The organism is Streptococcus sp. 53 (assembly GCF_013276565.1).
Lineage (GTDB): Bacteria > Bacillota > Bacilli > Lactobacillales > Streptococcaceae > Streptococcus.
Genome location: NZ_VMLG01000013.1, coordinates 86,270 through 112,382 on the forward strand (window position 1 = coordinate 86,270; position 26,113 = coordinate 112,382).

Below are 26,113 nucleotides of genomic sequence, written 5' to 3' on the forward strand. Positions count from 1 at the left end.
AAAGGAGCCGAAACTCCTTTCGATATAAGGCAAACTAGCCTTTCCTAATTTGAATTGATAACTAAAATCTTAAGCATTGAAACTTTCAGTCAATTGAGGTACTACTTGTTTCTTACGTGAAACGGCACCAGCAAGGAAGGCATGATTGTTTTCAAGTTTGAAGTTGAAAGCCGCTTCGACCTTGCCCATATTGGTACCAAGAGCCAAGATTTCTGAGTTTGAGTTGACGATATCTGTAATCATCAAGACAAAGTCAGAGTAGCCGTTTGCTGCGTTAGCAGCTTGCATTGCAGCTTCAATTTCTGCTTGGCGTTCCAAGACTTCAGCGATGTCAACTGTGTTTACTTGAGCAACACGGACATTATTTCCGTTCAATTCAAAAGTCTTAGCATCAATGTCAATCAATTCGTCAGCAGATTTGCTAGCCAAGTTGGTACCAGCTTTCAACATTGCCAAACCATATTCTTCCAAGTTTACACCAGCCAATTCAGCCAATTCAGGAGCAATGACTGTATCTGTTGGGTGTGTTGTTGGTGATTTCAAAAGAAGGGTATCTGAAATCAAACCTGAAAGCATCAAACCAGCAATCTCTTTAGGCACAGCCACACCATGTTCTTTGAACATACGATAAACGATTGAAGAAGCTGACCCAACTGGCTCCAAACGCATGTAAAGTGGGCTTGCAGTCTCAAAGTTAGCCACACGGTGGTGGTCTACAACACCGTAAACTTCTACTTCAGCGATATCTGATACAGATTGTTGGAATTCATTGTGGTCAGTCAGGATAACTTGCTCTGCACCTTCTGCTTTAGCAGAAGTAATAACACGCGGTGCTTCCACACCAAAATAGTTCAAGACAAAGGCTGTTTCTTCATTTGGAGTTCCAAGGGCAACAGCTTCCGTATCCAAACCGTAAGCTTCTTTTGCAAGGTAGGCAAAAGCTACAGATGACCCGATGGCATCTGAGTCTGGATTTTGGTGACCAAATACTAGAATCTTAGACATGATAATACCTCATTTTGTTTATTCTCTTTATTGTAGCATTTTTTTCGCTTTTTGACAAAAGTAAGAGGAGTCAAAGGACTCCTCACTACTCTTCAAAATAACTGAGTAAATTTCTATCTTGATTTTCAGATAAAAATTGCTCCTTCTGCGGTCTCTTCTTACGCTTGAGCAGGGCTTCTGCCGACATGGCTTCTTCCTTACTGGCAAAACCTTGAGCATAGATAAGTTTGACTGGCAAACGAGCTCTTGTATATTTGGCTCCCTTCCCACTATTGTGGACAGCGAGGCGTCTTCTCACATCAGTCGTATACCCTGTATAATAAGAACCATCACGACACTCCAGCACATACATATAAGCCTTATGATCCATAATAAATCTCTTCAAGTTCGGGCGTATAAGAGCCATCATCATTGTGGACAATGAGAGGTGGCAAGACCTTAAAGCCACTTGTCGAGCCATCCTTGATAGCCTCAATCAAGAGCATATTGGCTTCTTTTTCCCGCTTTGGATAAACAAACTGCAGGCGCTTAGGGGCTAGATTATGCCGTTGTAAGCTGTTCAAGATATCTAAAAGTCGATCAGGACGATGAACCATAGCCAACCGTCCATTAGACTTGAGAATACTCTGGGCACTGCGACAGATTTCCTGCAAATTGGTCGTGATTTCATGGCGCGCCAAGAGATAATGTTCACTCTCATTTAAGTTGGAATGAGGATCCACCTTGAAATAGGGCGGATTACACAAAATCATATCCACCTTACTTCCCTGGATGTAAGCAGGCATATTTTTCAAATCATCACAGATGACCTGCATCTGCTCCTCTAATCCATTCAAACGGACAGAGCGCTCAGCCATATCCGCCAAACGCTCCTGAATCTCAACAGCCAAAATCTGTGCCTGAGTACGAGTGCTAGCAAATAGCCCCACTGCTCCATTCCCAGCGCAGAAATCCACAATCAAGCCCTTTTTAGGAAAACGTGGAAAACGTGACAAGAGAACACTATCCACCGAATAGCTAAAAACCTCTCTATTTTGAATAATTTTGATATCTGTTGAGAAGAGCTGGTTAATGCGCTCCCCTGATTTTAATAATTGTTCTTCTTCCATGATTCTATTACAGCAGATTTATATTAACATTACAAAAAATATAAAATTCTAAACTACTTCTTCTTTTTTAAATAGTGCAAGGCTTCTCTAGTCCAAATTGGCATCATTCGTTTAAGAGGCGCAAAGCCGTAGTTAAAACGGTCGCTTGAAAAGCGTCTCCGTCTCGGAAACTGGTGCTTTTCTTCCTCCAAAGTGCGGATAGAAAGACTTGCTTTCCCTGTAAATTCATCTAAATCCACTACCTGAACTTGAACCTCTTCATCGACTTTCAAGGCTTCATGAATATTTTCAATAAAGCCTGTCCGAATCTCTGAAATGTGAATCAGCCCCGTATCACCTGTCTCTAGCTCAACAAAGGCACCGTAGGGCTGAATCCCTGTAATACGCCCCTTTAGCTTATCACCGATTTTCATCTTAGTCCTCGATTTCAATTGTTTCAATCACAACATCTTCAACTGGTTTGTCCATCGCCCCCGTCTCAACAGCAGCAATGGCATCTAAAACAGCGTAAGACGCTTCATCAGCTAACTGACCAAAAACAGTGTGTCGACGGTCTAGGTGAGGTGTTCCTCCTTGCTCTGCATAGATTTCTGCGATCGGTTCTGGCCAACCACCACGAGCAATTTCTTTCTTAGAATATGGCAAATGTTGATTTTGCACGATAAAGAACTGGCTGCCGTTGGTATTTGGACCAGCATTGGCCATGGAAAGGGCACCACGGATATTGTAAAGTTCTTCTGAGAATTCATCCTCAAATGATTCGCCGTAGATTGACTCGCCACCCATACCAGTTCCAGTTGGGTCTCCACCTTGGATCATAAAGTCCTTGATAATACGATGGAAAATGACACCATCATAGTAGCCATCTTTTGAAAGCGCAACAAAGTTAGCCACTGTTTTAGGAGCATGTTCAGGGAAGAGCTTGATACGCAAGTCTCCGTGATTGGTCTTAATAGTCGCAAGAGGACCTTCTACTGTTTCAATGTCTACTTGTGGGAAATGCAATTCTTTTTCTACCATACCAAATCCTTCTAAGGCATCAAAAATGCCATCTTCTTCTAGTGTTTTTGTTATATAATCTGCTTTTTCTTTGATATTTTCATGAGAAATTCCCATTGCAACGCTGATTCCAGCATAATCAAAGAGTTCCAAGTCGTTCAGCCCATCTCCAAAAACCATGACGTTCTCTGGTTTCAAGCCAAGGTATTCCACAACCTTTTCCACACCCGTCGCTTTGGAGCCTGAAATCGGCACAATATCAGACGAATGTTGATGCCAACGAACCATGCGAAGTTTGTCTGAGAGACTGTCAGGTAAGTGCAAGTCATCTCCTTTATCTTCAAAAGTCCACATCTGATAGATATTTTCTTTTTCATGGAAATCAGGATCTACATCTAAATCGGGATAAATTGGATTGATAGCTTCACTAATCATATCGGTACGAGTCGACAATTTGGCATCATGACTCCCAACCAAGCCATACTCTATTTCCTCTTGCTTGGCCCAAGAAATATACTCCTCAACATCTGACTTCTCAATCTGATGTTGATAAATAACCTGACCTTTTTTATCTTCGATATAAGCCCCATTTAAGGTCACAAAAAAGTCAGGATTCAGTTCACGAATCTCTGGTACAACACCAAAAATCCCCCGTCCAGAAGCAATACCTGTCAAGATTCCTTTCTCACGTAATTGCTTAAAAACAGTTGGGATTGAAGACGGAATAAAACCTGTCTTGGAATTTCGCAATGTATCATCAATATCAAAAAAGACAATCTTAATCTTTTTTGCCTTGTATCTTAATTTGGCATCCATCTCACTACCTCTTTCAATCTAACTCTTTCCATTATACCATAAAGTAGCTAAATCCCCTATTTTCAAAGAAATTCGCCATCTCTTATTCGAACTTCTTTGATAAGTACAGAACTAAATCATCATTATTTTGAATAGTAGCATTCATTTCCAAGGGTTGATTTCGATACCAGACACCTGTCCCATCTGGAATGTAGCCCCGTCTGATATACAATCTCTGGGCAGGTCCATAGCCTGAGTGCAAACCTACACCAAGAGTGACCTTACTCGAAACAAACTTGACTCGTTTTTCTGCTTCTTCTAGTAGTTGATTCCCAATCCCTTGATTTCGAAAAGGCTCAAACACATTAAAATCTGATAATTCTGGATAGACTTCTGCAAAAGGACCATGTTTAGCAGAGGGCAAAATAGTAACGTAGCCCGCTACAGCGCCATCAATCTCTGCAACTAAGACTTCTCTGTCGCCACTTGCTTGCTCCCAAAAATATCTAGCCAAAATTTCCTCTCTACCAGGCCAACCTTGATTCATAAATCCATGAGATAAAGATTCAATATCAGACTTAATCATATTTCTAATCGTACAATTCATCTTTGACTTACCCACCTTTACTCTTTCTATTACCATTATAGCACGCCAAGGTCAGAAAAAACTATCTCGTGAAAAAAGACCCGTCGGGGTCTGAAAAAGAGGTCCACTGGACCCAAACTCGCTCTCTCATTTCAAGGCTCGTGAAAAAAAGACCCAACCGGGTCTTTTCTTTAATCTTCGTTTACGAAAGGCATCAAAGCCATTACGCGAGCGCGTTTGATAGCTGTTGTTACTTTACGTTGGTTTTTAGCTGAAGTTCCTGTTACACGACGAGGAAGGATTTTCCCACGTTCTGAAACGAAACGGCTAAGAAGCTCAGTATCTTTGTAATCAACATATTCAATTTTGTTTGCTGCGATGTAATCAACTTTTTTACGGCGTTTGAATCCGCCACGACGTTGTTGAGCCATGTTTTTTCTCCTTTATAATTTTAGTTGTCCATTAGAATGGTAAATCATCATCTGAAATATCCAATGGATTTGTTGCTCCAAATGGATTTTCATCACGTGAAAAGTCTGGTACTGAATTTGTAGGTGCTGAATAGTTTGCAGTTGGGGCAGAGTAAGCTCCACCTGTATGACCTTCACGCACACTACGGCTTTCCAACATTTGGAAATTCTCAGCCACGACCTCTGTCACGTAGACACGTTGTCCTTGCTGGTTATCGTAACTACGAGTCTGGATACGACCTGTCACCCCGATAAGTGAGCCTTTTTTAGCCCAATTAGCAAGGTTCTCAGCCTGTTGGCGCCACATAACGACATTGATAAAATCAGCCTCACGTTCGCCATTTTGACTCTTAAATGTACGGTTTACTGCAAGAGTAAAAGTCGCAACTGCTACATTTGATGGGGTATAACGCAACTCAGCGTCACGTGTCATACGCCCTACAAGTACAACATTGTTAATCATAGTTTACCTTCTTACGCGTCAATTTTGACGATCATGTGACGAAGAATGTCAGCGTTGATTTTTGAAAGACGGTCAAACTCTTTAAGAGCTGCATCGTCGTTTGCTTCAACGTTAACGATGTGGTAAAGTCCTTCACGGAAATCTTGGATTTCGTATGCAAGACGACGTTTTTCCCAAGTTTTTGATTCAACAACAGTTGCACCGTTGTCAGTCAAAATAGAGTCAAAACGTGCTACCAAAGCGTTTTTAGCTTCTTCTTCAATGTTTGGACGAATGATATAAAGAATTTCGTATTTAGCCATTGATATGTTCCTCCTTTTGGTCTAATGACCCCAAGACTTTGCAAGGGGTAAGTGAGGTTCGCTCACAATAAACTATTATACTAGAAAAAATTTTTTTACGCAAGTAAAAACACCGAAATAAAAAAAGAAGATGACGAATCATCTTCTCAAAAACTATGAGTTTTTAGTCTTCTTTCTTCTTGCGAGCAAGAAGTCCAAATCCACTCAATACTCCAAGAAGTCCAAGTGCTGCAAGACTAGCGTTAGCTTCTGTACCAGTATTTGGTAATTCTTTTTGACCATCAACATATTTAGGTGTTGCTGGCATTTGAGGTTTAGCTGGCTGTTCAGGTATTGCTGGAGTTGCTGGCTCTACCGGTTGTGCTGGTTGAGTCGGTTCAACCGGTGTTGGAGTTGGCATCTCAACTTTGCGGAAGATATGTCTGATATTTCCATTTGAATCTGTGACAGTCTTCACATATTCGTAACCTGGAATTGTTCCCGGTTCTTTAGAACCTGGCTCAGTTGGTTTCAATGGATTTCCATTCTCATCAGTCCAAGTAGTTGTATTTTGCTTACTTGGATTTGGTTGAGGAACAGGTGAAGGTGTTGGAGCTGGTGGTGTTACTTTTTCATAAACATGAACAGTATCTCCATTTGACAGTTTCTTAGTCTCTACGAAGCGGTAGCCTGGAATGTCTTTCTTATCGACTGTTCCCGGTTCACTTGGATAGTTTGGAATCTCTTTGCCTTCTTTATCTTTGAAGAAGGTACTTACTTTTTCGTAGATGTGTTCTGTGTCTCCATTTGACAGTTTCTTCGTTTCTACGAATCTGTATTCTGGGATGTCTTTCTTATCGACTGTTCCTGGTTCACTTGGATAGTTCGGAATTTCCTTACCTTCTTTATCTTTGAAGAAGGTACTTACTTTTTCGTAGATGTGTTTTGTATTTCCTTTTTCATCAATTTCAGTTCTAACAACATTATATCCTGGAATTTGTTCTGAAGGTTTAGTTCCATCTTTAGGTGGAAGTAAATCTGTTTCTTTGCCATCTTTTTCGATAACTACATATCTAGTATCTGGGCGAACAGTTGGAGTATAAGTTTCAGAAACTACTTTGCCATTGACGTCTTTCACTTGAACTGTTACTCCAGAAGTTTTCCCTACGAAATCTTTTTCTGGTGTAAATTCAACGACTCCATCCTTAAGTACATATGTTCCTTCTCCTGGAACTACAACTTCTTTCACTTCTTTACCAGTTTTATCAACTAATGTCAGAGTAGATTTATCAAGCTCAACTTCTTCATTGCCTTTATTAAAGTTTACTGTTGTATTATCCTGATCTGGCGTATCAAATACTACAGGAGATGTTTGAACAGTTCCACGAGCTCCTTCAGTAGCCGATGAAGCACCTGTTGGGGTCACATCTGTTACCGTTGGGGTGTACATTGACTTAGTTGTGATAATTGCTGTAGTCTTATCATCAGAAGTTAAAACCGCTGATTCAACAACTGTCACAGGAGTCGGCGTTCCTACATAAGATGGCACTGGTACAAAGGTTACCTGACCTTTATCGTCTACTGTGTAGGTTCCAACATTCTCTACCACTACTTTACCATCATTATCTGCACCTTCCAATGCATAAGTGCGTGCTGTGATATGACTAGTATCAGAAATAGTATAAGTCAGAGTTTTCCCTTCATCTGTTGATTTTTGGGCATGACCTTGGATGTTTGTCGTTGCAACATCATTTCCTGCAGAGGTTACAGGATTTACTGTTGGAGTATAGGTTGTTTCAGAGGTGATTGTTGCCTGCGACTTATCTGCAGTCTCTAATCTATAAGTAACTTTTACTCCTACACTTGTCTTATTGGCATCACTTGATACATAGCTAGCTACGGGAACAAAGGTTACTTTACCAGTTGTATCAATTGTATAAGTACCAACACCATCTACAGTTTTAGTAGTTGAATCGTTATCCAAAGTATAAGTTGGAGTGACGGTAACACCCGTACCAGCTTCTGGAGCTGTGTAAATTGGCGTACCACTTTGAGTTGAACCTTGAGTTCCAGTAGACGTTGCAGGTTCAGCTGAAGCTTTAACAGGCGTGACGCTTGGAGTGTAGGTTGTTGTTGCTTCAGTTCCATTGGTATCAGTAATACTTACTGTTACAGGATGTGCTTTTCCAGTAAATGTAGCAAGAGGAGTGAAGGTAACAGCATTGGCTCCAGTTGCATCTTTAACAAGCTTATAAGTACCCTGATTCGCTACAGTAACGCTACCGTCACCATTAACAGTTCCATTTTCTGCACCTACTAGCTTCACAGATGTTTTATCTAGTTCGATTGATTTAGACTCACTATTTATAATCGCAGTTCCTTTGACGAAGTTTAGAGCATTCTCATCTTTATTAACTAGATTGTAAACGATGCTAGAAGTTTGAGTTTCGCCTTGAATTCCATTTGTCTTAGAAGATTCTGCGCTTGGTTTCACTCCAACAATCTTCGGAGTATAGGTTGTTGTTACTTCAGTTCCATTAGCATCAGCAATTTTCACTGTTACTGGAGTTACATTTCCTGTATAAGTGGCTACTGGAGTGAATTGAACATAAGACTTACCGTCTTCTTTTACGATAGAGTATGTTCCTTGACCAGCTACCGATACTTTACCTTCACCATCAGCTCCTACTAGAGTCAGAGTAGCTTCATTTAAATCAACAGATTTTTCAGTTCCATTTACAGTCTCACTTCCTTTGCTAAAGTTCAAGGTGTTTACATTTTCATCTTTAGCATTAAGAACCACTTCAGATTTTTGAACAGCTCCCTGAATGCCTGTAGTTGAAGCTTCACTTGCAGTTGGAGTAACACCAACAATGTTTGGTGTGTATTCACCACGTTTATCGTCTTCTGGTTGCGTACCATTGTTATCTGAAACAAGAACTTGGACAGGTTTTACTGCTCCAACATAAGCTTTATTGGTTGGCGTAAAGGTCACGAGACCTGTTGACTTGTCAATACCGAAGGTTCCAATCACATCACCAGCTTTCACAGTACCATTATCTGCTGCAGCGTAAGCTGGAGTTGTAGCACCATCCGCTACTTCTGTACCTGCACTATTAAGAAGTTTATAGCTATCTGCCTTCAATGGGACTGTTTTTCTAGCTCCATTTACTTCTGCAGAACCTGGGGTAAAGGTTGGTTTACCTGTTTGAACTTGACCTTGAATATCTGTTGAAGATGCCTTCGTTCCCTCTGGTCTAACGCCAATAACAGTTGGTGTGTAATCTGCCGTAGATGTTAATGGATCAACTCCGGCTACTGTCACGGTCAATTTTACCTTAGCTGGATTTGGAGTTCCAACAAATGTTGGATTAGGAGTAAAGGTTACCTCACCCGTATCCGCATTAATTGCATAAGTACCTACAGTAGCTCCTGTATTATCTGTAGCATTTGTTGATTCTAAGCTATAAACTTTTGTACCATTTGTAGTAGAAGAAATCTTTGTTTTCTCTGCGTCATCAAAATTGAAGCTTGGAGTACCTTTCTGAACCGCTCCTTGAATATCGCTAGTAGTTGCAGGCGTTCCTTCAATACCAGCTTTAACAGTAATGGTGTAGGTTGTAGTCGCTGTAGAAGTGTTCACTCCGTGATCAGTACCGGCAGTCGTATTCCCTACATTTGTTCCATCAACCAAGTTTGTATTACTATCTATGACATTGATGGTAACACTATATTTACCAACTTTTGTCAGTTTAAGTTCAGTTGCAGTTGGATAGTTGGCTGCATCTCCAGATGTAGTCTCTGCAAACACAGTGTTGCCATCTGGATCTGTAACAGTAATACTTGTTACTTTTGTTTTATGACTTTCCTTGAATGCAGGCTCTGCAGTACTTGTAGCTAACTTATTATCTTCAGTATCTCTGACACTCACGTTAGCACTAGTAACTACCGCAGTATCAGCTGCAGGGCGGTCGATTAGATTAACAGTTGTATTCAAGGTACTCTCGTAAGAAGTTGATGCAGCAGTTGGTTTCGAGTTGATGATTGTAGAAGTGCTGGTATTTTCAGCCATAATTCCCTTAACAGTCCCAGTATAACCCGAACTAGTTTCAATTTCCCATGTATCATCACCAGTCTTATGGGCTTTTACTGTAGACTTATCACTTGCTGACCATTCATTACTATTTTTATCATACTGAACAGTAATGTACATACCATTACCTGTAGCAGTGTTTTCTGTGTTATCCTTGCTATAAGCTGTCTCAGTTAGAGTAACATCATTAACAGCCGTCACTTTGTTCGCATTGTTGTATGTTCTCTTATATTCGTACAAGTCAAACTTCATGGAGCCATCTGTTTGGGCACGGACTGAAACTTCTCGTTTGGTAATTGTATAATTGCCATCATTTAACTCTGTTCGCACCTCTGCATCAGAGGCTGCTAATTCATAACGACCTGATGTTGGATTGAGAGTTGCTGTATATTTCGTACCGTTTGTTGCAGAGTTCAACTCCACCTTGGTTCTCATGAGATTAGCCGTTACATCTTCAGTTTTAGCATATGCAGAAATCTTAGAAACTCCAGCTGCTGCCGTCGCTTCAGGTTTCACTGATAGAGAAAATTCAGTCCCTACCGTTCCAACTTCAGTTCCAACAGAAACCGCGGTATTCGTTGTTCCCTCTTGTACAACCCACTTGCCAGCCTTATTTTTTAAGATAGTCTTGGAGCCATCTGGTGTTGTAATTTCTGCATAGGTTGCCCCATCTGAAATTTCAACCGGTACGGTGCTGTCATAAGTAGCTATGTTCTTTACCGTTACCTTAGGTGCGATGACAAAGGTTAATTCTCCACGACCTTCTTGTGTATCATAATTCCAACTCTGATTAGAACCACTTGCTCGTTCTGTACGGTTGTAATCTTTCGCGTAGGCAGTCACATGGTAAACACCTGCCTTTGTTGGTGTTCCAGAGATTAGCCCTTTCCCATCATAGCCAACAGTTTGACCATTTTCAGTAATAGGAGTAGTTCCTGCGTTTGGTCTATAAGTCAAACCAGGGATAGCTGTAGCCACCGTTGACCCATCTGTTGAGATATTTCCTGAAATTCCAGAAGTCCCATTGCCATATTCATGACGAACTCGGACATCCTTACCATTAGCCAACGTGTAGGAAACATAGGCTCCTTCAGTCGTTATACGGGAACCAGAATTATCGTTGTAACGGATGTCTACAGGTGCAATCTCTTCTCCGACCGTTCCCTTATGAACTGTATTATTACTTTCTATAGTAGGTGGTGTAGTATCTTGCCAACCAATCCAACCCCCACGAAGATTTCGGTAAATTACACGCACAGTTGCATTGGTTTGAGTATTGGTATAAGTAACATAGGTTCGTGTATCGTATACCCCATTTGAAATACTCTTGTCAACAATCTTGCCCTCAATCGTATCAGAATCAGCATTATAAGTCAAACCTTTAGGTAAATTTCTCGGTTCAACTTTTGAGATAGTCCAACCAGCTTGTTTCGCATTACCGGTTATATCAAAACGTTCCTTGATTTTATCGATATAAACGCGGTCTTGACCTTGTTCATAAGCATAGTGATAAATGTGGGTAGCTAGATACTCATATCCCCCACCTCCCCCATATTTTAGGTTATCGTATGTTGAAATAGTCGATCCATCAATACGGGGTTTCCCTTTCCAAAAATCTGCCTCTTTTGCCAAGTCTTTTGCTTGTTCCTTGGTTAAGGGATAATCCATACGTCCAGCATTATTAACACCTTTACCTGAATTCCCCTCATCAGTTTTAGTCTCTGAACGTTGATTAGAATAAACTATAGTTTCTAAGGTGTCGATATCCCCACTTCTTGCCTCAGTAGAAACATCTCTCTGCTTTGCTGCAGTAGAAGTAAATGTATAAATATCCGCACCCGTATGATTCTCTTTTGTTGGAGAGCTAGCTATAGTTGTGTAAGTCCCATCCCCATTTGGATTTGGAGTTGAAATATAGTCGCTGGCTGTTAGCAGCTGACTTCCTTCTCTCATCTCTTGACCATTACGGCTATCACGACTACCTGAGTTGGAGCCTGTTACAAGGTTTACAAGGCTGTTGCGTACACGTTTTGCTTCTTGCACACGCTTTTCAAGTTCATCAGTCGTAATATTTGCATCCTCAAGGCTTGATGTTATCAGTTGAAGACTTGCTTTTGCCTTTTCTATCACTACAGGGTCTGTAGCCAATTTCTCTGCTTGTGGTAAGAAGCTAGCAAGGTCTTCTTGCACTGTTGCCAACTCTGCCTTTGCATCTTCAGCTGTTTTTTCTTCAGCTAGACTTGCATCAACCGGTTTTTCAACTTCAGTTGCTGTTGGGGCAGCTGTTGTTGCTTTTTCCTTATTTTCCGATTCAGCTGGTGTTACTCCAAGAACTTTAGGCATACTTGCAATGATTGAAGCTTGTGAACGACTGGCTTTAGCGATTTTGTTCACTTCTAATTGACTTGCATTTTCTTTGGCAAGGATTCTTTTCGCTTCTTCCAGTACCTTCTCTGCATTTGCAATAGTAGATACCGGAACTTTAGTACGATTGATCTTGGACAAACGTAATTCCAACTCAGAGACTATATCCTTAAGACCAGCCTTATCTGCAACTGTTTCTGTAGAGGAGCTAGTTGGCACTGCTTCGGTATTCTCAGCGCTAGGTTGAGATGAGGTAGTATCTTCACCGCCGTCCCTAGTTAGTACTGGCTCTGCACCATAAGTATTGGGTTTAGATGAGTTAGCATCTTGATTAGCCCCCTCACCACCTATAGTCGGTGTTGGAGTAGCTGTTGAAGATAGTTCATTAGCTCCTTCTACTTCTGTTGCCGATACGGCACCATTACCTAGGAACATCAAACCAGCTGCAATCGCTACTGATGCTGCACCAAAGCTGTACTTACGAATACCGTAACGAATGTACTTCTCCGTTCTAAAATCTTGTTGTTTGCCTTTCATTGAGACTCACAACCTCCTTTATGCATATTTTTAATATTGAATTGAAATATCCAGACAAATAAAAAGCCCCCCCCTTAAATTTTTTAGTAATATTAAGAGGTTATCATTTTAAAAAGGGTTGCCTAATAATTATCAATATCGTTTAATATTGTATCATACGACTATTATTAATTCAAGTTTCATCTCCATATATTTATCGTTTCAATCCAATGTTGCCTTCGATACAATAGAACGTACACAAGTTTTTAAACACTGACATCAATGTACTAGGATATGTAACTCCATTCTGAACAACTATTAGTATGAGTCTAGTAAAAGACTCAATTTTATAAGAAAAGGGAGTAAATATTTTCACGAAAAGCGCATATTATCAAGATTTTGAAAACCTGATAATATGCGTTTCCCTAATTTTTAATACTTTTTATTTAGACTAACTCATTCCGTTTTCTTTATAGCTTGTTTCTATCTATTAACAAAAATGCATTGCCATAATCATACCGTAGAAACTTAACTCCTTTTATAAAAGCTGATAATATTTCCTTTCGCTTCCAGAGATTTCTATGAAAAAAAACGCCACATGGGCGTTTTCCTGTTCTTACGGTTTGATACGGTGCAACATACGTGGGAATGGGATAGCTTCACGGATGTGTTTTGTTCCTGCTGCGAAGGTTACCATACGCTCGATACCGATACCAAATCCTCCATGTGGAACTGTACCGTATTTACGAAGGTCAAGGTAGAATTCGTACTCTGTACGGTCCATGCCAAGTTCATCCATCTTAGCAACAAGGGCATCGTAGTCTTCCTCACGCATAGAACCACCGATGATTTCTCCGTAGCCTTCTGGAGCAAGCAAGTCTGCACAAAGCACGCGCTCTGGATTTCCAGGAACTGGTTTCATGTAGAAGGCCTTGATGGCTGCTGGGTAGTTCATGACAAAAGTTGGCACACCAAAGTGGTTTGAAATCCAAGTTTCATGTGGTGAACCAAAGTCATCACCATGCTCAAGATGTTCGTAGTCAGCGTCTTCATCATTCTCATGTTCTTGCAAGAGGTCAATGGCTTGATCGTAAGTGATACGTTTGAATGGCTCTGCAATGTAGCGTTTCAAGAGTTCTGTATCACGTTCCAAGGTTTCCAAGGCTTGAGGCGCACGGTCAAGAACACCTTGAAGAAGAGCTTTTACATAAGCTTCTTGCAAGTCAAGTGACTCATCGTGTGTCAAGTATGAGTATTCTGCATCCATCATCCAGAACTCAGTCAAGTGACGGCGTGTTTTTGATTTTTCAGCACGGAATACTGGACCAAAGTCAAAGACACGACCAAGAGCCATCGCACCTGCTTCTAGGTAAAGCTGACCTGATTGGCTCAAGTAGGCTGGCGTTCCGAAGTAGTCAGTTTCAAAGAGTTCTGTTGAATCTTCAGCCGCATTTCCTGAAAGAATTGGGCTATCAAACTTCATGAAGCCATTCTTGTCAAAGAACTCATAAGTTGCATAGATGATAGCGTTACGAATTTGCATGACCGCTACTTGCTTACGAGAACGGAGCCACAAGTGACGGTTGTCCATCAAGAAGTCTGTTCCGTGTTCTTTTGGTGTGATTGGGTAGTCTTGAGATTCACCGATCACTTCGATGTCTGTAATGTCCAACTCATAACCAAACTTAGAACGTTCGTCTTCTTTGACAATACCTGTCACATAAACAGAAGTTTCTTGGCTCAAACGTTTGATAACATCAAACTTCTCAAGTCCCACTTCTTCACCAAATTTTTCGACAAAGTTTGGTTTAAATGCCACACCTTGGAAGAAGGCTGTTCCATCGCGCAATTGCAAGAAGGCAATTTTTCCTTTTCCTGATTTGTTGGCAACCCAAGCGCCAATCGTTACTTCCTGACCAACATAGTCTTTTACATCAATAATCGTTACACGTTTTGTCATTGTTTTTCCTTTTTCTTTTTTATTCTTTATGGCAAACCACTTCTATATTGTTCCCATCTGGGTCAATCACAAAAGCAGCGTAGTAAATCGGATGCTCACTGCGATAGCCAGGAGCTCCATTGTCTCGCCCACCTGCCTCTAAACCAGCCTCATAACAAGCTTGAACCTCTTCCTTATTTTCTGCTAAAAAAGCAAAATGAATAGGATCTTGTGTCCCCTGAGTCAGCCAAAAATCTCCACCAGGATGAGGGCTGTTTGGGGCAAGAAAACTGATTAGAGAAGTAGTCTTAAAAGCCAATTTATAGCCTAAAGGAGCGAGAAATCTCTTATAAAATCCTTCTGAAATTTGTAAATCCTTTACCTTAATTTCAAAATGATCAATCATTCTCACTCCCCATAAATGCTTTCAAGCGTTTAACTGCTTCTTTAAGCGTGTCTAGGTCTGTCGCATAGCTGAGGCGGACATTTTCTGGTGCTCCAAATCCTGCTCCTGTAATCAAGGCTAGACCAACTTCTTCAAGAATAGCCGTTGTAAATGCTGTTACATCGCTATAACCTTTCATCTCCATAGCTTTTTTGACATTTGGAAAGAGATAGAAAGCTCCTTGTGGTTTGACAACTTCAAAACCAGGGACTTCACACAAGAGTGGATAGATGGTATTGAGACGTTCTTCAAATGCTTGACGCATAACTTCCACAGAATCTTGCGGTCCAGTTAGGGCTTCGATGGTTGCATATTGTGAAACAGCAGTTAGGTTAGAAGTTGTTTGACCTGTCAATTTACTCATAGCAGCAATGATTTCTGGATCACCCACTGCATAACCTACCCGCCAACCTGTCATGGCATAAGCTTTTGATACACCGTTAATGACAATGGTTTGCTTACGAATTGCTTCTGATAGACTTGAGATTGGAACAAATTCATTTCCATTATAAACAAGGCGACCGTATATATCATCAGCTAAAATCAGAATGTCATGCTCAACTGCCCAATTTCCGATAGCTAGCAATTCTTCACGAGTATAGATCATACCAGTCGGATTAGATGGTGAATTCAGCACCAAAACCTTAGTCTTGTCAGTGCGAACTGCTTCTAACTGCTCTACGGTAACCTTAAAGTTATTGTCCTCTTTAGCAGGAACAAAGACTGGCACACCCTCTGCCATCTTGACCTGGTCTCCATAGCTGACCCAGTAGGGGGTTGGGATGATAACCTCATCTAAAGGATTGATTACAGCCATAAAGAAAGTATAGAGGGAGAACTTAGCACCTGTGGCAAAGGTAACCTCATTACTTGCGACAGAATAGCCATAGTAACGCTCGAAGTAGGTATTCACTGCAGCTTTTAATTCTGGTAGACCTGAAGCTACTGTATAGAAGGAAGCCTGTCCCTCTCGAATAGCTGCAACAGCTGCATCTTGAATATTTTCAGGAGTGTGAAAATCTGGTTGTCCCAAGGTCAAGAAAAGAACATCCTTACCTTGAGCTTTTAATTTTTTTGCTCTCGCATCACTAGCTAGAGTAACACTTTCTTCCATTTCTAAAACACGCTTGGATAATTTCATAGGCCCTCCTTATTGACCAATGCTCCTGTTTCAAAATCTACTAGATAAAAATTAGTTCCTGACTTGACTTCCCAGATTGGCTTGTCTTGATAACGGCCAAAGGTAATCTTGTCAATCTCGCCAGCTCCTTTTTCTTTAGAAACAGCTTCTGCTTTTTCTTGTGAAACACCCTGATTTAGCTGATAAACGTAAATCTTATGGTCATCTTTTCCGATCAGGACAGCAAGTGCTTCTTGCTGTTTATTACGACCAAGAACACTGTAATAAGATTCCAAGCCATTGTATAAATCAACCTGATCAGCCTGCTCTAATCCTGCATACTGCTGAGCTAATTTTTCTCCTTCACTTTTAGCTGTTTGATAGGGTTTCATACTCAGAAACACCAGATACAGAAAGGAAGCACTGATAACCACAAGCAAAATCGTCATCCCTAGACCATACTGCCACAGTAGATTATTTTTTGCTTTGTTTTGTCTTTTTTTCACTCGTCTATTTTACCATCTATTAGGCTTTATTACAAGTGAATGCAAGAATACTCTTCGAAAATCCAATTCAAACTTTGTCAGCGTCGCCTTGCCGTACTCAAGTACTGTCTTCGGCTAGCTTCCTAGTTTGCTCTTTGATTTTCATTGAGTATAAGCAACCAATTCTATTTCTCCCTTCAAAGCAAACCGATTTTTCTTAGTTAAAACCGAGCAAGAAAAGTAAAGACACAAGCGAAATTAAGATATTAAAAAACCTGAGCTTGGCACTCAAGTTTTCAGAAATTATTTTAATCTAGGAAATAATTTTTTCATCCATTCTTTTAGCCAATTTTCCTAAAAAGATAGCCAGTAGAAGACTAATCATGACTAAAAAGAATCCTAGATAAAGAAATGTTACTACAAAGCCTAAATGGTCAATCAACCACCCTGTCAGTGGGAAGAAGACAATCATACTAAGGCTAAACATCATAGAGTAAACACTCAGCATGGTTGCCCTTACTTCACTTGGGAGCCGCTCTTGCAAATCATTGTCAAAAATAGGCTGAAAAAGAGCATATAGAGCATTACTAATCAAATAGACCAAAATATAGATTAGAGGTGTTCCAAAGTAGGACAGCAGGTAGGTAACTCCAGTCAGCAGGACGAGGACAGGGAAAAGCTTCAAGGCAGCATATTTCTTTCCAATCTTACTCGCTAGATAGACTGCGACGATATTCAAGAGACTACCAAGTAGCATAACTGCTGAAATTTGCCAACTACTTAAATCTGGTAACTGATTTTGATAGTAAAAATAAAACATGCACATGAGTACTCCGACAATCTGAGATAAAATCATCCAGTTGAACAGCATGGGATTTCGCTTCAACTCATCCTTAACAGTCCAAATAATCTGTTTCATGGTCACACTATCAGCTTTTTCTAGCTTGACACTAGGTTCTTTCAGCATCCAAATCAGGAAAAGAACTATGATAGAAGTCGCAATCATGATATAGTAGGTCAGGTGCAATTGACCATGGACAAAAAATCCTGCCAACACTGTCCCCAAAGATCGAGTTCCTTCTGCTACTCCTGACATAAAACTTGAAATAGATAGATAGCGCTCCTTCAGTCCAGCCTCCACGGCTGAATCATAAACCATTGCTGCGCTTGTGCCTGAATCAAAATTATAAGACAAGGCACTGACCGCCATCGCTAAGGCATAAATCCAAAAATTTCCCTGCCCAGCCAACATAAGAATAGAAGACATAATCCCTGCTATTCGACTTAAATAAAGGTTGGTCTTATAGGAATAGCGGTCAGCTAACATTCCAGATGGAATTTCACAGAGAAGACTGGTAGTATGAAAAATACTCTCCAGAAGTCCAATCTGCCAAAGAGACATGCCGTTTTGACTGAGAAAGAGAATCCAAAAACTGGTAATCCCTAGAAATGCAAAAAACTCAACTCCAGCCATCAGGCCAATATTTTTCCGATAATTTCTTATTAACATCTTTTCTCCTTAACAAGTGTATTATTATTTCTTTTGTCCGTCACTTGTTAATCTTTGCCTTACATGATCTCCACCCCTTTTTAGAAGCATTCTTCAATGCCATTATTGTTCCTTTAATGATTTATGAAATAATACCGGAAAATAGCTGTTCTGCGGTTTCTATTGCGAGTTTTCTTGTTTATTTTAGCACTTATGCCATCATATTACAAGAGAATGTTAGAATACTCTTCGAAAATCAAATGAATTTCAGCAATTTTATATTTCTCAAATAAACTCTGAGCAAATTTCTTGCAAGTCCTTTTGTTTTGTTGTAATATATTTTATAACAACGAGAGAGTTGTCGAAAATTTAAGAAAAAGGAGACACATCATGTCTAAAAAAGTATTATTTATCGTCGGATCACTACGCCAAGGTTCTTTCAACCACCAAATGGCTCTCGAAGCTGAGAAAGCACTTGCTGGTAAAGCGGAAGTTAGCTACCTTGATTATTCAGCTATCCCTCTATTCAGCCAAGATTTGGAAGTTCCAACTCACCCAGCTGTAGCTGCTGCTCGTGAAGCAGTTCTCGCTGCGGATGCTATCTGGATTTTCTCTCCAGTCTACAACTTCTCTATCCCTGGAACAGTAAAAAACTTGCTTGACTGGCTATCTCGTGCCCTTGACTTGTCTGATACACGTGGCGCTTCTGCCCTTCAAGACAAGTTTGTTACCGTATCATCTGTAGCCAATGCAGGTCACGATCAACTTTTCGCTATCTACAAGGACCTTTTGCCATTTATCCGTACACAAGTCGTTGGTGATTTCACTGCTGCACGTGTTAACGACTCTGCTTGGGCAGATGGAAAATTGGTTCTTGAAGAAACAGTCCTAAACTCACTTGAAAAACAAGCGGAAGACTTGGTTAATGCGATCTAGTAACTAACATAATAAAAGCGAACAAGACTACTTTTCTGACACTCAGAAGACTAGCTTATTCGCTTTTTTCTCATTTATAAACTAAAATAACTGGTGATACATATTGTCCAATACAAAATATCTGATTTCTATACTTCCTTTACAAAAACCAATTCCTGTGGCTGTGACAAATCTTCTCGGTAGTTAAATCCTGCAAATCTTAAGCGACGAGCTTCATCGACCGTCTGTACTTGATTTTCTATCAGGGCTGTCAGGAAAGCACCACGCGCTTTCTTGGAAATAGTTGAGTGAATTTTCAACTGACCACCTTTGTCCTCCATGAATTTGAAGGTCACCATCTTTTCTCTGATTTCCTTAGAAAATACGGTCTCAAACTCGGACGACAAGAGGGAGAAAATCACTTCTTCCTGCTTCAGAGCTTCATCGTAGGCTATCTTCCAATGGCTCTTCAAAGTCTTACCAGCGACTTTTAATTTCATCAAAAAGTCCAAACGGTGAGGGGCCATAGGTGACAAGGCTGGAACAACACCGTACAAAGCCGAGGTTATGAAGACATGATTTTCAAGATAGGCTTGTTCCGCCTCGGTCAGTTTGTCTCTCTTGATGTGACGGTACATAAGCCCATCAAAAAGTTTCAGAGCTGGATAGTGTTGAGCAGTTTGCCTTTTCAAAGCTTGGATATGTTGAAATTCCTCCGCTGCCTTCTCGACTGAAACCTTGTAAAAACTCTCCAATTGACTAGCAGAATAGAGGGCCAAGGCATCCAGCACGGCCTGACTTTCTGGTCTTAAGGAAGTTGGCTCAATACTAGGCAAATCTGTGTTCATTTCTTTTGCTGTTGGGATTAAAATTTTCATATTGATAGTGTAGCATATTTTTTAGCCACAACCAAGAAATTCATCTGAAAAACCTCGGTTTGACCGAGGCTTCTCTATTTATTTGGGCCATCCTAACCAGACAGCCACGAGAACAAGGGCTAGGCCAGCTAAACTTGTTAAGATAGATAAGAATTTATCTTTTTTCTCCTTGAACTGAGAAAAACCTATCTTCAAAGCGAGCAATCCAAGTAGCATTGAAGCAACCATCAAATAAAACCCCATTTCTTTGTCCTCCATTAGGCTTATTTTACCTTATTATAACATATATTTCTTAAATAAGCCTTTTTTACTGTACTTTAAAGGTCTTGAGATAATTGTCTTTTCCTACTTGACCTTCGAAGGTTTTACCATTTTCAAGATAAGGGAGGTCATCTGATACTGAGGCCTTGACCTTGTAAATCTTGCCATCAACTTTAAAGAAATAGACAGTGTCGCCCTTGATAACAGCTGATTTGAGGTCTGCTACCACACCCTTGATGCTTTCTGTTGTTTCATTATCAATTTCAAGGTCGTTTTTATTGGCGTACTTGCTGAGTAGCTCTTCCACTGTCGTAGCTACGATAACATTTTGGTACTCGACTGCGTCTACCAAAGCATACTCTTTGACCAAACCAGCATTGTCCTTCAAGCCCATGATGTACAAAGGCTTGTCATTGAGGTTGATGAGGATTGGGAAGGTTGCCTTGTAGGATTTCTCCTGAACAGCACCTTCGGCTGATTCACGGGCTGATTCTTCGGTCGCAGAAGCCAAGCTATACTTCGTGATTTCCCCTGTCCGCATATTTTCAAGGATAAAACCAAGATTACTTTCATCTGCATTGGCCGATGTCACACCTGTGTAGAGATAGATGTCATTGCCAATAGACAAATAATTATATCCCTTGGTAGTCTGGGTCACGTTTTTCTTGGAAATCATGGCATTCCAGAAACCGTCCTTGTACTTGCCGTTGTAGTTGATTTGCTCAATGGTTTCCTCAGCTGGATAAACCCTGTCTACCCATTCCGGAACATCTGCCAAGCTGTATTCCTTGGTCTCTCCATTTGTGGCGTCCAATATAATGACTGAAACAGGACGAGGAACCGCAAGTCCAAATTGCTTTTGGTAAACCGTTGCTACATAGAAAGGATTGCCCTCATCGTCCACCTCAAAAGATGGAGTCTTGAAGATCTTGGTTGGGTACTTCAAGCGCAGGTGACGTTTGACGTCGCGGTTAAAATACTCCGAGTCCGAATACTTGATTGGTGTCTTCAAGTCTACCAAGTCTGCATTCCCGGTTACCATGTCCACCTTGATATACTCGCCGATTCCCTTGGCTTGATTATTAAACCACTTGATAGGATCTGCGTATTCTAATGGTGTAACTCGATAAGGTTTCCCATCAATCGTCAATTGAGTATAGGTGTCTGCCGCTACGTACTGCGACACCTTATCCGTTAGGGAACCCAAGTAGCGGTCGCCAATTTTTTCAGCAGTACTTCTATCTAAGATAGGAACCTTACTGGTGTCAGTCTTAGGAAATTCAGTAAAGTCTTTTTCCGTAACCGTGACTACATTGGCATAATTTTTAGCCTGAAACATGCTGGAAGTCACCAAGGAAACCAAGGCTGCTAAGAGAAGAATTCCTCCAATCGAAGCTAAAAGAACTTTCCCTAACCGATTGATTTTGAAACCCTCAAGATTTAAGGCAGCTTCCGCCTTGCCGTGGCGCACATGAACCGTTTTGACAAGGTTTATCCCCTTACAAAAGCCAAATAAGATTGCCACAACTAACAAATGCCCACAGAGGAAGAAGAGAAATTCCCAGCTGGTCAGGTTAAGGGGCGGTAAAAAGATATACCAGGTCGTTGCGATAAAAATAAGTTCAAAGATTATCCGTTTCATTTGCTTTCCTCCTAAATGATTCGTCCTTCCAAGTGATCCAGTTCATGCTGGCATATCTGAGCTGGGAAGCCTGTCAAGGTAATGGTCTGTTCCTGCCACTTGCTGTCACGATAGGACACCCTTATGGTTTCATAACGCTTAGTGGGTCTCACACCCATCAAGGACAAACAGCCTTCCTCTGTCTCATAAGGTCCTTCAGAGGACAGGAGCACTGGGTTAAACATGACCACAGGAACCAAGCCCAGATTAAAGATAATCACGCGCTTCTTCACCCCAATCATATTGGCAGCCAGACCGACACAGGTCTCACGATTTGCTAAGAGTGTATCCTGCAAATCTCTGGCAAGATACAGATCATCCTGACTTGCCGGTTGAGATACCTGAGATAAAAACAAAATATCCTTCACAATTTTCTTTTCCACTTCCTCACACTCCTCTTGTTTTTTACTATATTATAGCAATTATAGCACAAAAGCCGATAACTGCAAGCCCTTTCCCTCAACTGTAGCAAAAAGCCATCCGAAGATGACTTTTTTGCTATTTAATTTCTTTATAAGTTACTTCCATCCCACGCTTAACAGCTGGACGATTGGCAATTTTTTCTGCCCAGTTTACTAAATTCTGGTAACTTGAGGCATCCAAGAATTTTGCAGAACCTTGGTAAAGTTTTCCTTGAACCAACTGTCCATACCAAGACCAGATAGCAATATCTGCAATCGTATAATCATTGCCTGCAATATAAGGTTTCTGAGCCAATTCCTTATCCAATAAATCCAACTGGCGTTTCACTTCCATCGTAAAACGGTTAATAGGATATTCCAATTTTTCAGGGGCATAATTAAAGAAATGTCCAAATCCCCCACCTATAAAAGGTGCTGCACCTGCTTGCCAGAATAGCCAATTCAAAACTTCTACCTTTTCCACAGGATTGCTTGGTAAGAAGGCTCCAAATTTCTCAGCAAGGTATAGAAGAATATGAGCAGACTCAAAGACTCTTACATTTTCAGTCCCTGACTGGTCCAATAAGGCTGGAATCTTTGAATTTGGATTGAGCTTCACAAAGTCTGATCCGAATTGATCCCCATCCATGATAGCAATCTTATACAAGTCGTAAGCCGCTTCCTTAAAACCAGCTTCTAGTAATTCTTCCAATAAGATAGTAACCTTCACACCATTTGGTGTTCCCAGTGAATAAAGCTGAAAAGCTTGTTCTCCTTTTGGCAAGTTTTGTTCGAAACGGGCACCTGCTGTTTGTCTGTTTAGCCCCGTAAAAGCTCCTTGATTACTAGCTTCATCCTGCCAGACGGTCGGTAATTGATATGCTGACATCCGAAACCTCCCTTAAATCGCATTCTTATCAAAGCCAAGTTTGCGTTGAATAAACTTAACGATTTCGACGATGATAATCATTGAGAAGCTTCCGCCCATAACGATTCCCCATTGTGACAAGTCTAGTTTGGTTACGTGGAAGATTCCTTCAAGCGGTTCTACGACGATTGTTGCCATGAGAAGGATGAAGGATACCAAGATAGACCAGTTGAAGGTCTTAGACTTGAATGGACCAACTGTCAAGATAGATTGGTAGACAGATTTCACATTGTAGGCATGGAAGAGCTGAATCAAACCAAGTGTCGCAAAGGCCATAGTAAGAGCATCAGCATGAATAGCATGATTATCACCCACATGTACTGGATAAGCAATTGCAAGGCCATAAACACTCATAACAATAGCTGCTTGGAGTACACCTTGATAGATAATAGAACTCAAAACACCACCTGAGAAGAAGCTTGCCTTGCGTCCACGTGGTTTATGGTTCATGACACCAGGCTCAGCTGGCTCAACACCAAGAGCGATAGCTGGGAAGGTATCTGTTACCAAGTTGATCCACAAAAGATGAACTGGCTGCAAGACGTCCCAACCAAACAAGGTTGATAGGAAGATGGTTAATACTTCAGCAGTATTGGCAGAAAGTAGATACTGAATAGTCTTTTGAATGTTTGAGAAGACCTTACGTCCTTCCTCCACTGCAACAATGATAGTCGCAAAGTTATCATCTGCAAGAATCATGTCAGATGCACCCTTAGAAACCTCTGTACCAGTGATTCCCATACCGATACCGATATCGGCTGTTTTCAGAGCTGGCGCATCATTGACACCGTCACCTGTCATGGCAACGACCTTACCTTGTTTTTGCCAAGCCTTGACGATACGAACCTTGTGCTCTGGAGACACACGGGCATAAACAGAGTATTGACCAACGACTTTTTCAAAGTCTTCATCTGACAGTTCATTGAGTTCAGCACCAGTTAAAACGTGACCTTCTGTATCGTTTGCATCAATGATTCCCAAACGTTTGGCAATAGCTTCTGCAGTGTCTTGATGGTCACCCGTAATCATGATTGGACGAATTCCCGCTTCCTTAGCCACACGAACAGCCTCAGCAGCTTCAGGACGTTCAGGGTCAATCATCCCAATCAAACCAGTAAAGATTAAATCATTTTCAAGCTCTTCAGAAGTGAGATTTTCTGGAATGCTATCAATAATCTTATAAGCACCTGCAAGGACACGCAAGGCTTGGTGAGCCATTTCAGAGTTGTTTGTGTGAATGAGATTTGTAACCTTCTCATCAATCGGAGCAATATCCCCAGCCTTATCACGAAGAACACAACGTTTCAAGAGTTGGTCTGGCGCACCCTTGACTGCTACAAGGAAACGACCATCTGGCAATGGGTGAACCGTTGACATGAGCTTACGTTCAGAATCAAATGGCAACTCAGCCACACGCGGATATTTCTCTAAGAAACCTTTAACATCGTAGCCCTTGTCCAAGGCATACTGGATAAAGGCTGTTTCGGTTGGGTCACCAATTAGATTACCTTCCACATCGATTTTCGTATCATTGGCCAAGACAACTGAACGAAGTAGTGGCATTTCAAGACCTAGTTCAATGTCATCAGCTGAGTCATGTAGGACTGCATCGTAGAAGACTTTTTCGACTGTCATCTTGTTCATAGTCAGCGTACCAGTCTTATCAGAAGCGATGATTTCTGTTGAACCAAGTGTTTCTACTGCTGGCAACTTACGAACGATAGAGTTACGTTTGGCCAAAACTTGAGTACCAAGGGAAAGAACGATGGTAACGATAGCAGGAAGTCCTTCTGGAATGGCTGCAACAGCAAGGGCAACAGAAGTCAACAACTCACCAAGTGGACTTTTCCCTTGGATGAAGACACCCACTACAAAAGTAACAAGGGCAATGACCAAAATAGCATAGGTCAAGACCTTAGAAAGGTTGTTCAAGTTTTGTTTGAGTGGTGTATCAGTCTCATCCGCATCTTGAAGCATACCAGCAATATGACCAACTTCAGTGTACATACCTGTATTGACAACAACACCCATCCCACGACCATAGGTTACGTTTGAGTTTTGGAAAGCCATGTTGACACGGTCACCAATACCAGCATCTGCAGCAAGTTCAACTGTCAAGTCTTTTTCGACTGGCACAGACTCACCTGTAAGAGCTGCTTCTTCGATTTTAAGAGAGTTGGCTTCTAGTAAACGTAGGTCTGCAGGTACTACATCACCAGCTTCGAGAGCGACGATATCACCTGGTACCAATTCTTTAGAATCAATCTCAGCCATGTGACCATCGCGAAGAACACGGGCAGCTGGACTAGACATGGATTTGAGGGCTTCGATAGCTTCTTCTGCTTTCCCTTCTTGGTAAACACCAAAGGCAGCGTTGATGATAACCACGGCTAAGATGATAATAGCATCTGCGATATCTTCCCCACCAGAAGTCACGACTGACAAGATAGCTGCTGCAACTAGGATGATAATCATCAAATCCTTAAATTGCTCGATGAATTTAACCAGGATTGATCGTTTCTCGCCTTCTTCGAGTTCATTGTGGCCAAATTCAGCAAGGCGCTTTTCCGCCTCATTTGATGACAAACCTTGCTCGGTCGCATCTACAGCCTTCAAGACCTCTTCAGGACTCTGATTGTAAAACGCTTGGCGTTTTTGTTCTTTTGACATGTGTCTCCTCCTTGACATTGTGTGCAAAACAGGCCCTCTATTCCTCATCGTATCTTTTCACGACAAACAAAAAAGAGACCTGTTAATCATAACAAGTCTCGCTGTTTAAGATAGTGCCGGAAAGCATACTTTTCAGTATAAAATTCGGAATGACGACACTATCACAGGTTTCTGCCAGCTACTCCCTTGAGTAGTACTATTATACCAAATTTTGAAAAGT

General features: G+C 41.1%; 22 protein-coding genes. 1 reads left to right on the plus strand and 21 read right to left on the minus strand.

Annotation, left to right across the window (positions count from 1 at the left end; all coding sequences use genetic code 11):
* Window positions 1–69 precede the first annotated feature (69 nt).
* From HT722_RS04915 to HT722_RS04985, 15 genes are all read right to left on the minus strand, one after another.
* On the minus strand, window positions 70–1,005 hold the full coding sequence (locus HT722_RS04915) for a manganese-dependent inorganic pyrophosphatase (protein ID WP_173277853.1): 936 nt from the start codon (window positions 1,003–1,005) through the stop codon (window positions 70–72).
* A gap of 85 nt (window positions 1,006–1,090) precedes the next feature.
* Window positions 1,091–1,375 (minus strand): GIY-YIG nuclease family protein, encoded by a 285-nt coding sequence (locus HT722_RS04920; protein WP_000349611.1) that lies wholly within the window; start codon window positions 1,373–1,375, stop codon window positions 1,091–1,093.
* Window positions 1,365–2,114: a tRNA1(Val) (adenine(37)-N6)-methyltransferase gene (locus HT722_RS04925; protein WP_173277856.1), complete on the minus strand. Its 750-nt coding sequence runs from the start codon at window positions 2,112–2,114 to the stop codon at window positions 1,365–1,367. Before HT722_RS04925 ends, HT722_RS04920 begins: the two co-directional genes overlap by 11 nt.
* 53 nt (window positions 2,115–2,167) lie before the next feature.
* Window positions 2,168–2,527, minus strand: a complete 360-nt coding sequence (locus HT722_RS04930) for a S1 RNA-binding domain-containing protein (RefSeq protein WP_000689593.1) — start codon at window positions 2,525–2,527, stop codon at window positions 2,168–2,170.
* A 1-nt stretch (window position 2,528) separates the two neighbouring features.
* Window positions 2,529–3,929, minus strand: coding sequence for a bifunctional Cof-type HAD-IIB family hydrolase/peptidylprolyl isomerase (locus HT722_RS04935; RefSeq protein ID WP_173277858.1), 1,401 nt, complete (start codon window positions 3,927–3,929; stop codon window positions 2,529–2,531).
* Between the two features lie 82 nt (window positions 3,930–4,011).
* On the minus strand, window positions 4,012–4,515 hold the full coding sequence (locus tag HT722_RS04940) for a GNAT family N-acetyltransferase (protein WP_173277860.1): 504 nt from the start codon (window positions 4,513–4,515) through the stop codon (window positions 4,012–4,014).
* A 170-nt stretch (window positions 4,516–4,685) separates the two neighbouring features.
* Complete coding sequence (gene rpsR, locus HT722_RS04945; protein WP_000068664.1) at window positions 4,686–4,925, minus strand: 30S ribosomal protein S18; 240 nt, start codon at window positions 4,923–4,925, stop codon at window positions 4,686–4,688.
* 31 nt (window positions 4,926–4,956) lie between these two features.
* Window positions 4,957–5,427 carry a single-stranded DNA-binding protein SsbA gene (gene ssbA / locus HT722_RS04950; protein ID WP_000609606.1) on the minus strand — a complete coding sequence of 157 codons (471 nt, stop codon included), beginning with the start codon at window positions 5,425–5,427 and terminating at the stop codon, window positions 4,957–4,959.
* An 11-nt stretch (window positions 5,428–5,438) separates the two neighbouring features.
* Window positions 5,439–5,729: a 30S ribosomal protein S6 gene (rpsF, locus tag HT722_RS04955; protein WP_001151785.1), complete on the minus strand. Its 291-nt coding sequence runs from the start codon at window positions 5,727–5,729 to the stop codon at window positions 5,439–5,441.
* A gap of 163 nt (window positions 5,730–5,892) precedes the next feature.
* Window positions 5,893–12,702: a YSIRK-type signal peptide-containing protein gene (locus tag HT722_RS04960; protein WP_173277862.1), complete on the minus strand. Its 6,810-nt coding sequence runs from the start codon at window positions 12,700–12,702 to the stop codon at window positions 5,893–5,895.
* 595 nt (window positions 12,703–13,297) lie between these two features.
* Window positions 13,298–14,641 carry an asparagine--tRNA ligase gene (asnS, locus tag HT722_RS04965; RefSeq protein WP_000167160.1) on the minus strand — a complete coding sequence of 448 codons (1,344 nt, stop codon included), beginning with the start codon at window positions 14,639–14,641 and terminating at the stop codon, window positions 13,298–13,300.
* 19 nt (window positions 14,642–14,660) lie between these two features.
* Window positions 14,661–15,026, minus strand: coding sequence for a VOC family protein (locus tag HT722_RS04970; protein ID WP_173277864.1), 366 nt, complete (start codon window positions 15,024–15,026; stop codon window positions 14,661–14,663).
* On the minus strand, window positions 15,019–16,206 hold the full coding sequence (locus tag HT722_RS04975) for a pyridoxal phosphate-dependent aminotransferase (RefSeq protein WP_173234754.1): 1,188 nt from the start codon (window positions 16,204–16,206) through the stop codon (window positions 15,019–15,021). The genes HT722_RS04970 and HT722_RS04975 overlap by 8 nt, the downstream gene beginning before the upstream one ends.
* Entirely contained in the window at window positions 16,203–16,691 is a 489-nt protein-coding gene (locus HT722_RS04980; RefSeq protein ID WP_173234756.1) for a DUF5590 domain-containing protein, read from the minus strand. The genes HT722_RS04975 and HT722_RS04980 overlap by 4 nt, the downstream gene beginning before the upstream one ends.
* Before the next feature lie 292 nt (window positions 16,692–16,983).
* Window positions 16,984–18,180: an MFS transporter gene (locus HT722_RS04985; protein WP_173277866.1), complete on the minus strand. Its 1,197-nt coding sequence runs from the start codon at window positions 18,178–18,180 to the stop codon at window positions 16,984–16,986.
* A gap of 369 nt (window positions 18,181–18,549) precedes the next feature.
* On the opposite strand from HT722_RS04985, the gene HT722_RS04990 reads away from it, so the two are divergent.
* A complete protein-coding gene (locus tag HT722_RS04990; protein ID WP_173277868.1) occupies window positions 18,550–19,095 on the plus strand; it encodes an NADPH-dependent FMN reductase in 546 nt (181 codons plus the stop codon).
* Between the two features lie 128 nt (window positions 19,096–19,223).
* Here the strand turns inward: HT722_RS04990 and yaaA are convergent, their stop codons facing one another.
* The 6 genes from yaaA to HT722_RS05020 form a co-directional block, all read right to left on the minus strand.
* On the minus strand, window positions 19,224–19,952 hold the full coding sequence (gene yaaA, locus HT722_RS04995) for a peroxide stress protein YaaA (protein WP_173277870.1): 729 nt from the start codon (window positions 19,950–19,952) through the stop codon (window positions 19,224–19,226).
* A gap of 78 nt (window positions 19,953–20,030) precedes the next feature.
* Window positions 20,031–20,195: a YczI family protein gene (locus tag HT722_RS05000; protein ID WP_138705830.1), complete on the minus strand. Its 165-nt coding sequence runs from the start codon at window positions 20,193–20,195 to the stop codon at window positions 20,031–20,033.
* Between the two features lie 64 nt (window positions 20,196–20,259).
* On the minus strand, window positions 20,260–21,855 hold the full coding sequence (locus tag HT722_RS05005) for a hypothetical protein (protein WP_173277873.1): 1,596 nt from the start codon (window positions 21,853–21,855) through the stop codon (window positions 20,260–20,262).
* Between the two features lie 11 nt (window positions 21,856–21,866).
* Window positions 21,867–22,277, minus strand: coding sequence for a peptide deformylase (locus tag HT722_RS05010; RefSeq protein WP_173218129.1), 411 nt, complete (start codon window positions 22,275–22,277; stop codon window positions 21,867–21,869).
* 115 nt (window positions 22,278–22,392) lie between these two features.
* Window positions 22,393–23,184, minus strand: coding sequence for a glutathione-dependent disulfide-bond oxidoreductase (gene yghU, locus HT722_RS05015; RefSeq protein ID WP_173277875.1), 792 nt, complete (start codon window positions 23,182–23,184; stop codon window positions 22,393–22,395).
* Window positions 23,185–23,196: 12 nt separating this feature from the next.
* The gene (locus tag HT722_RS05020; protein WP_173277877.1) at window positions 23,197–25,893 is read right to left on the minus strand and encodes a cation-translocating P-type ATPase; all 2,697 of its coding nucleotides are present in this window, start codon (window positions 25,891–25,893) and stop codon (window positions 23,197–23,199) included.
* Between the last annotated feature and the right edge of the window lie 220 nt (window positions 25,894–26,113).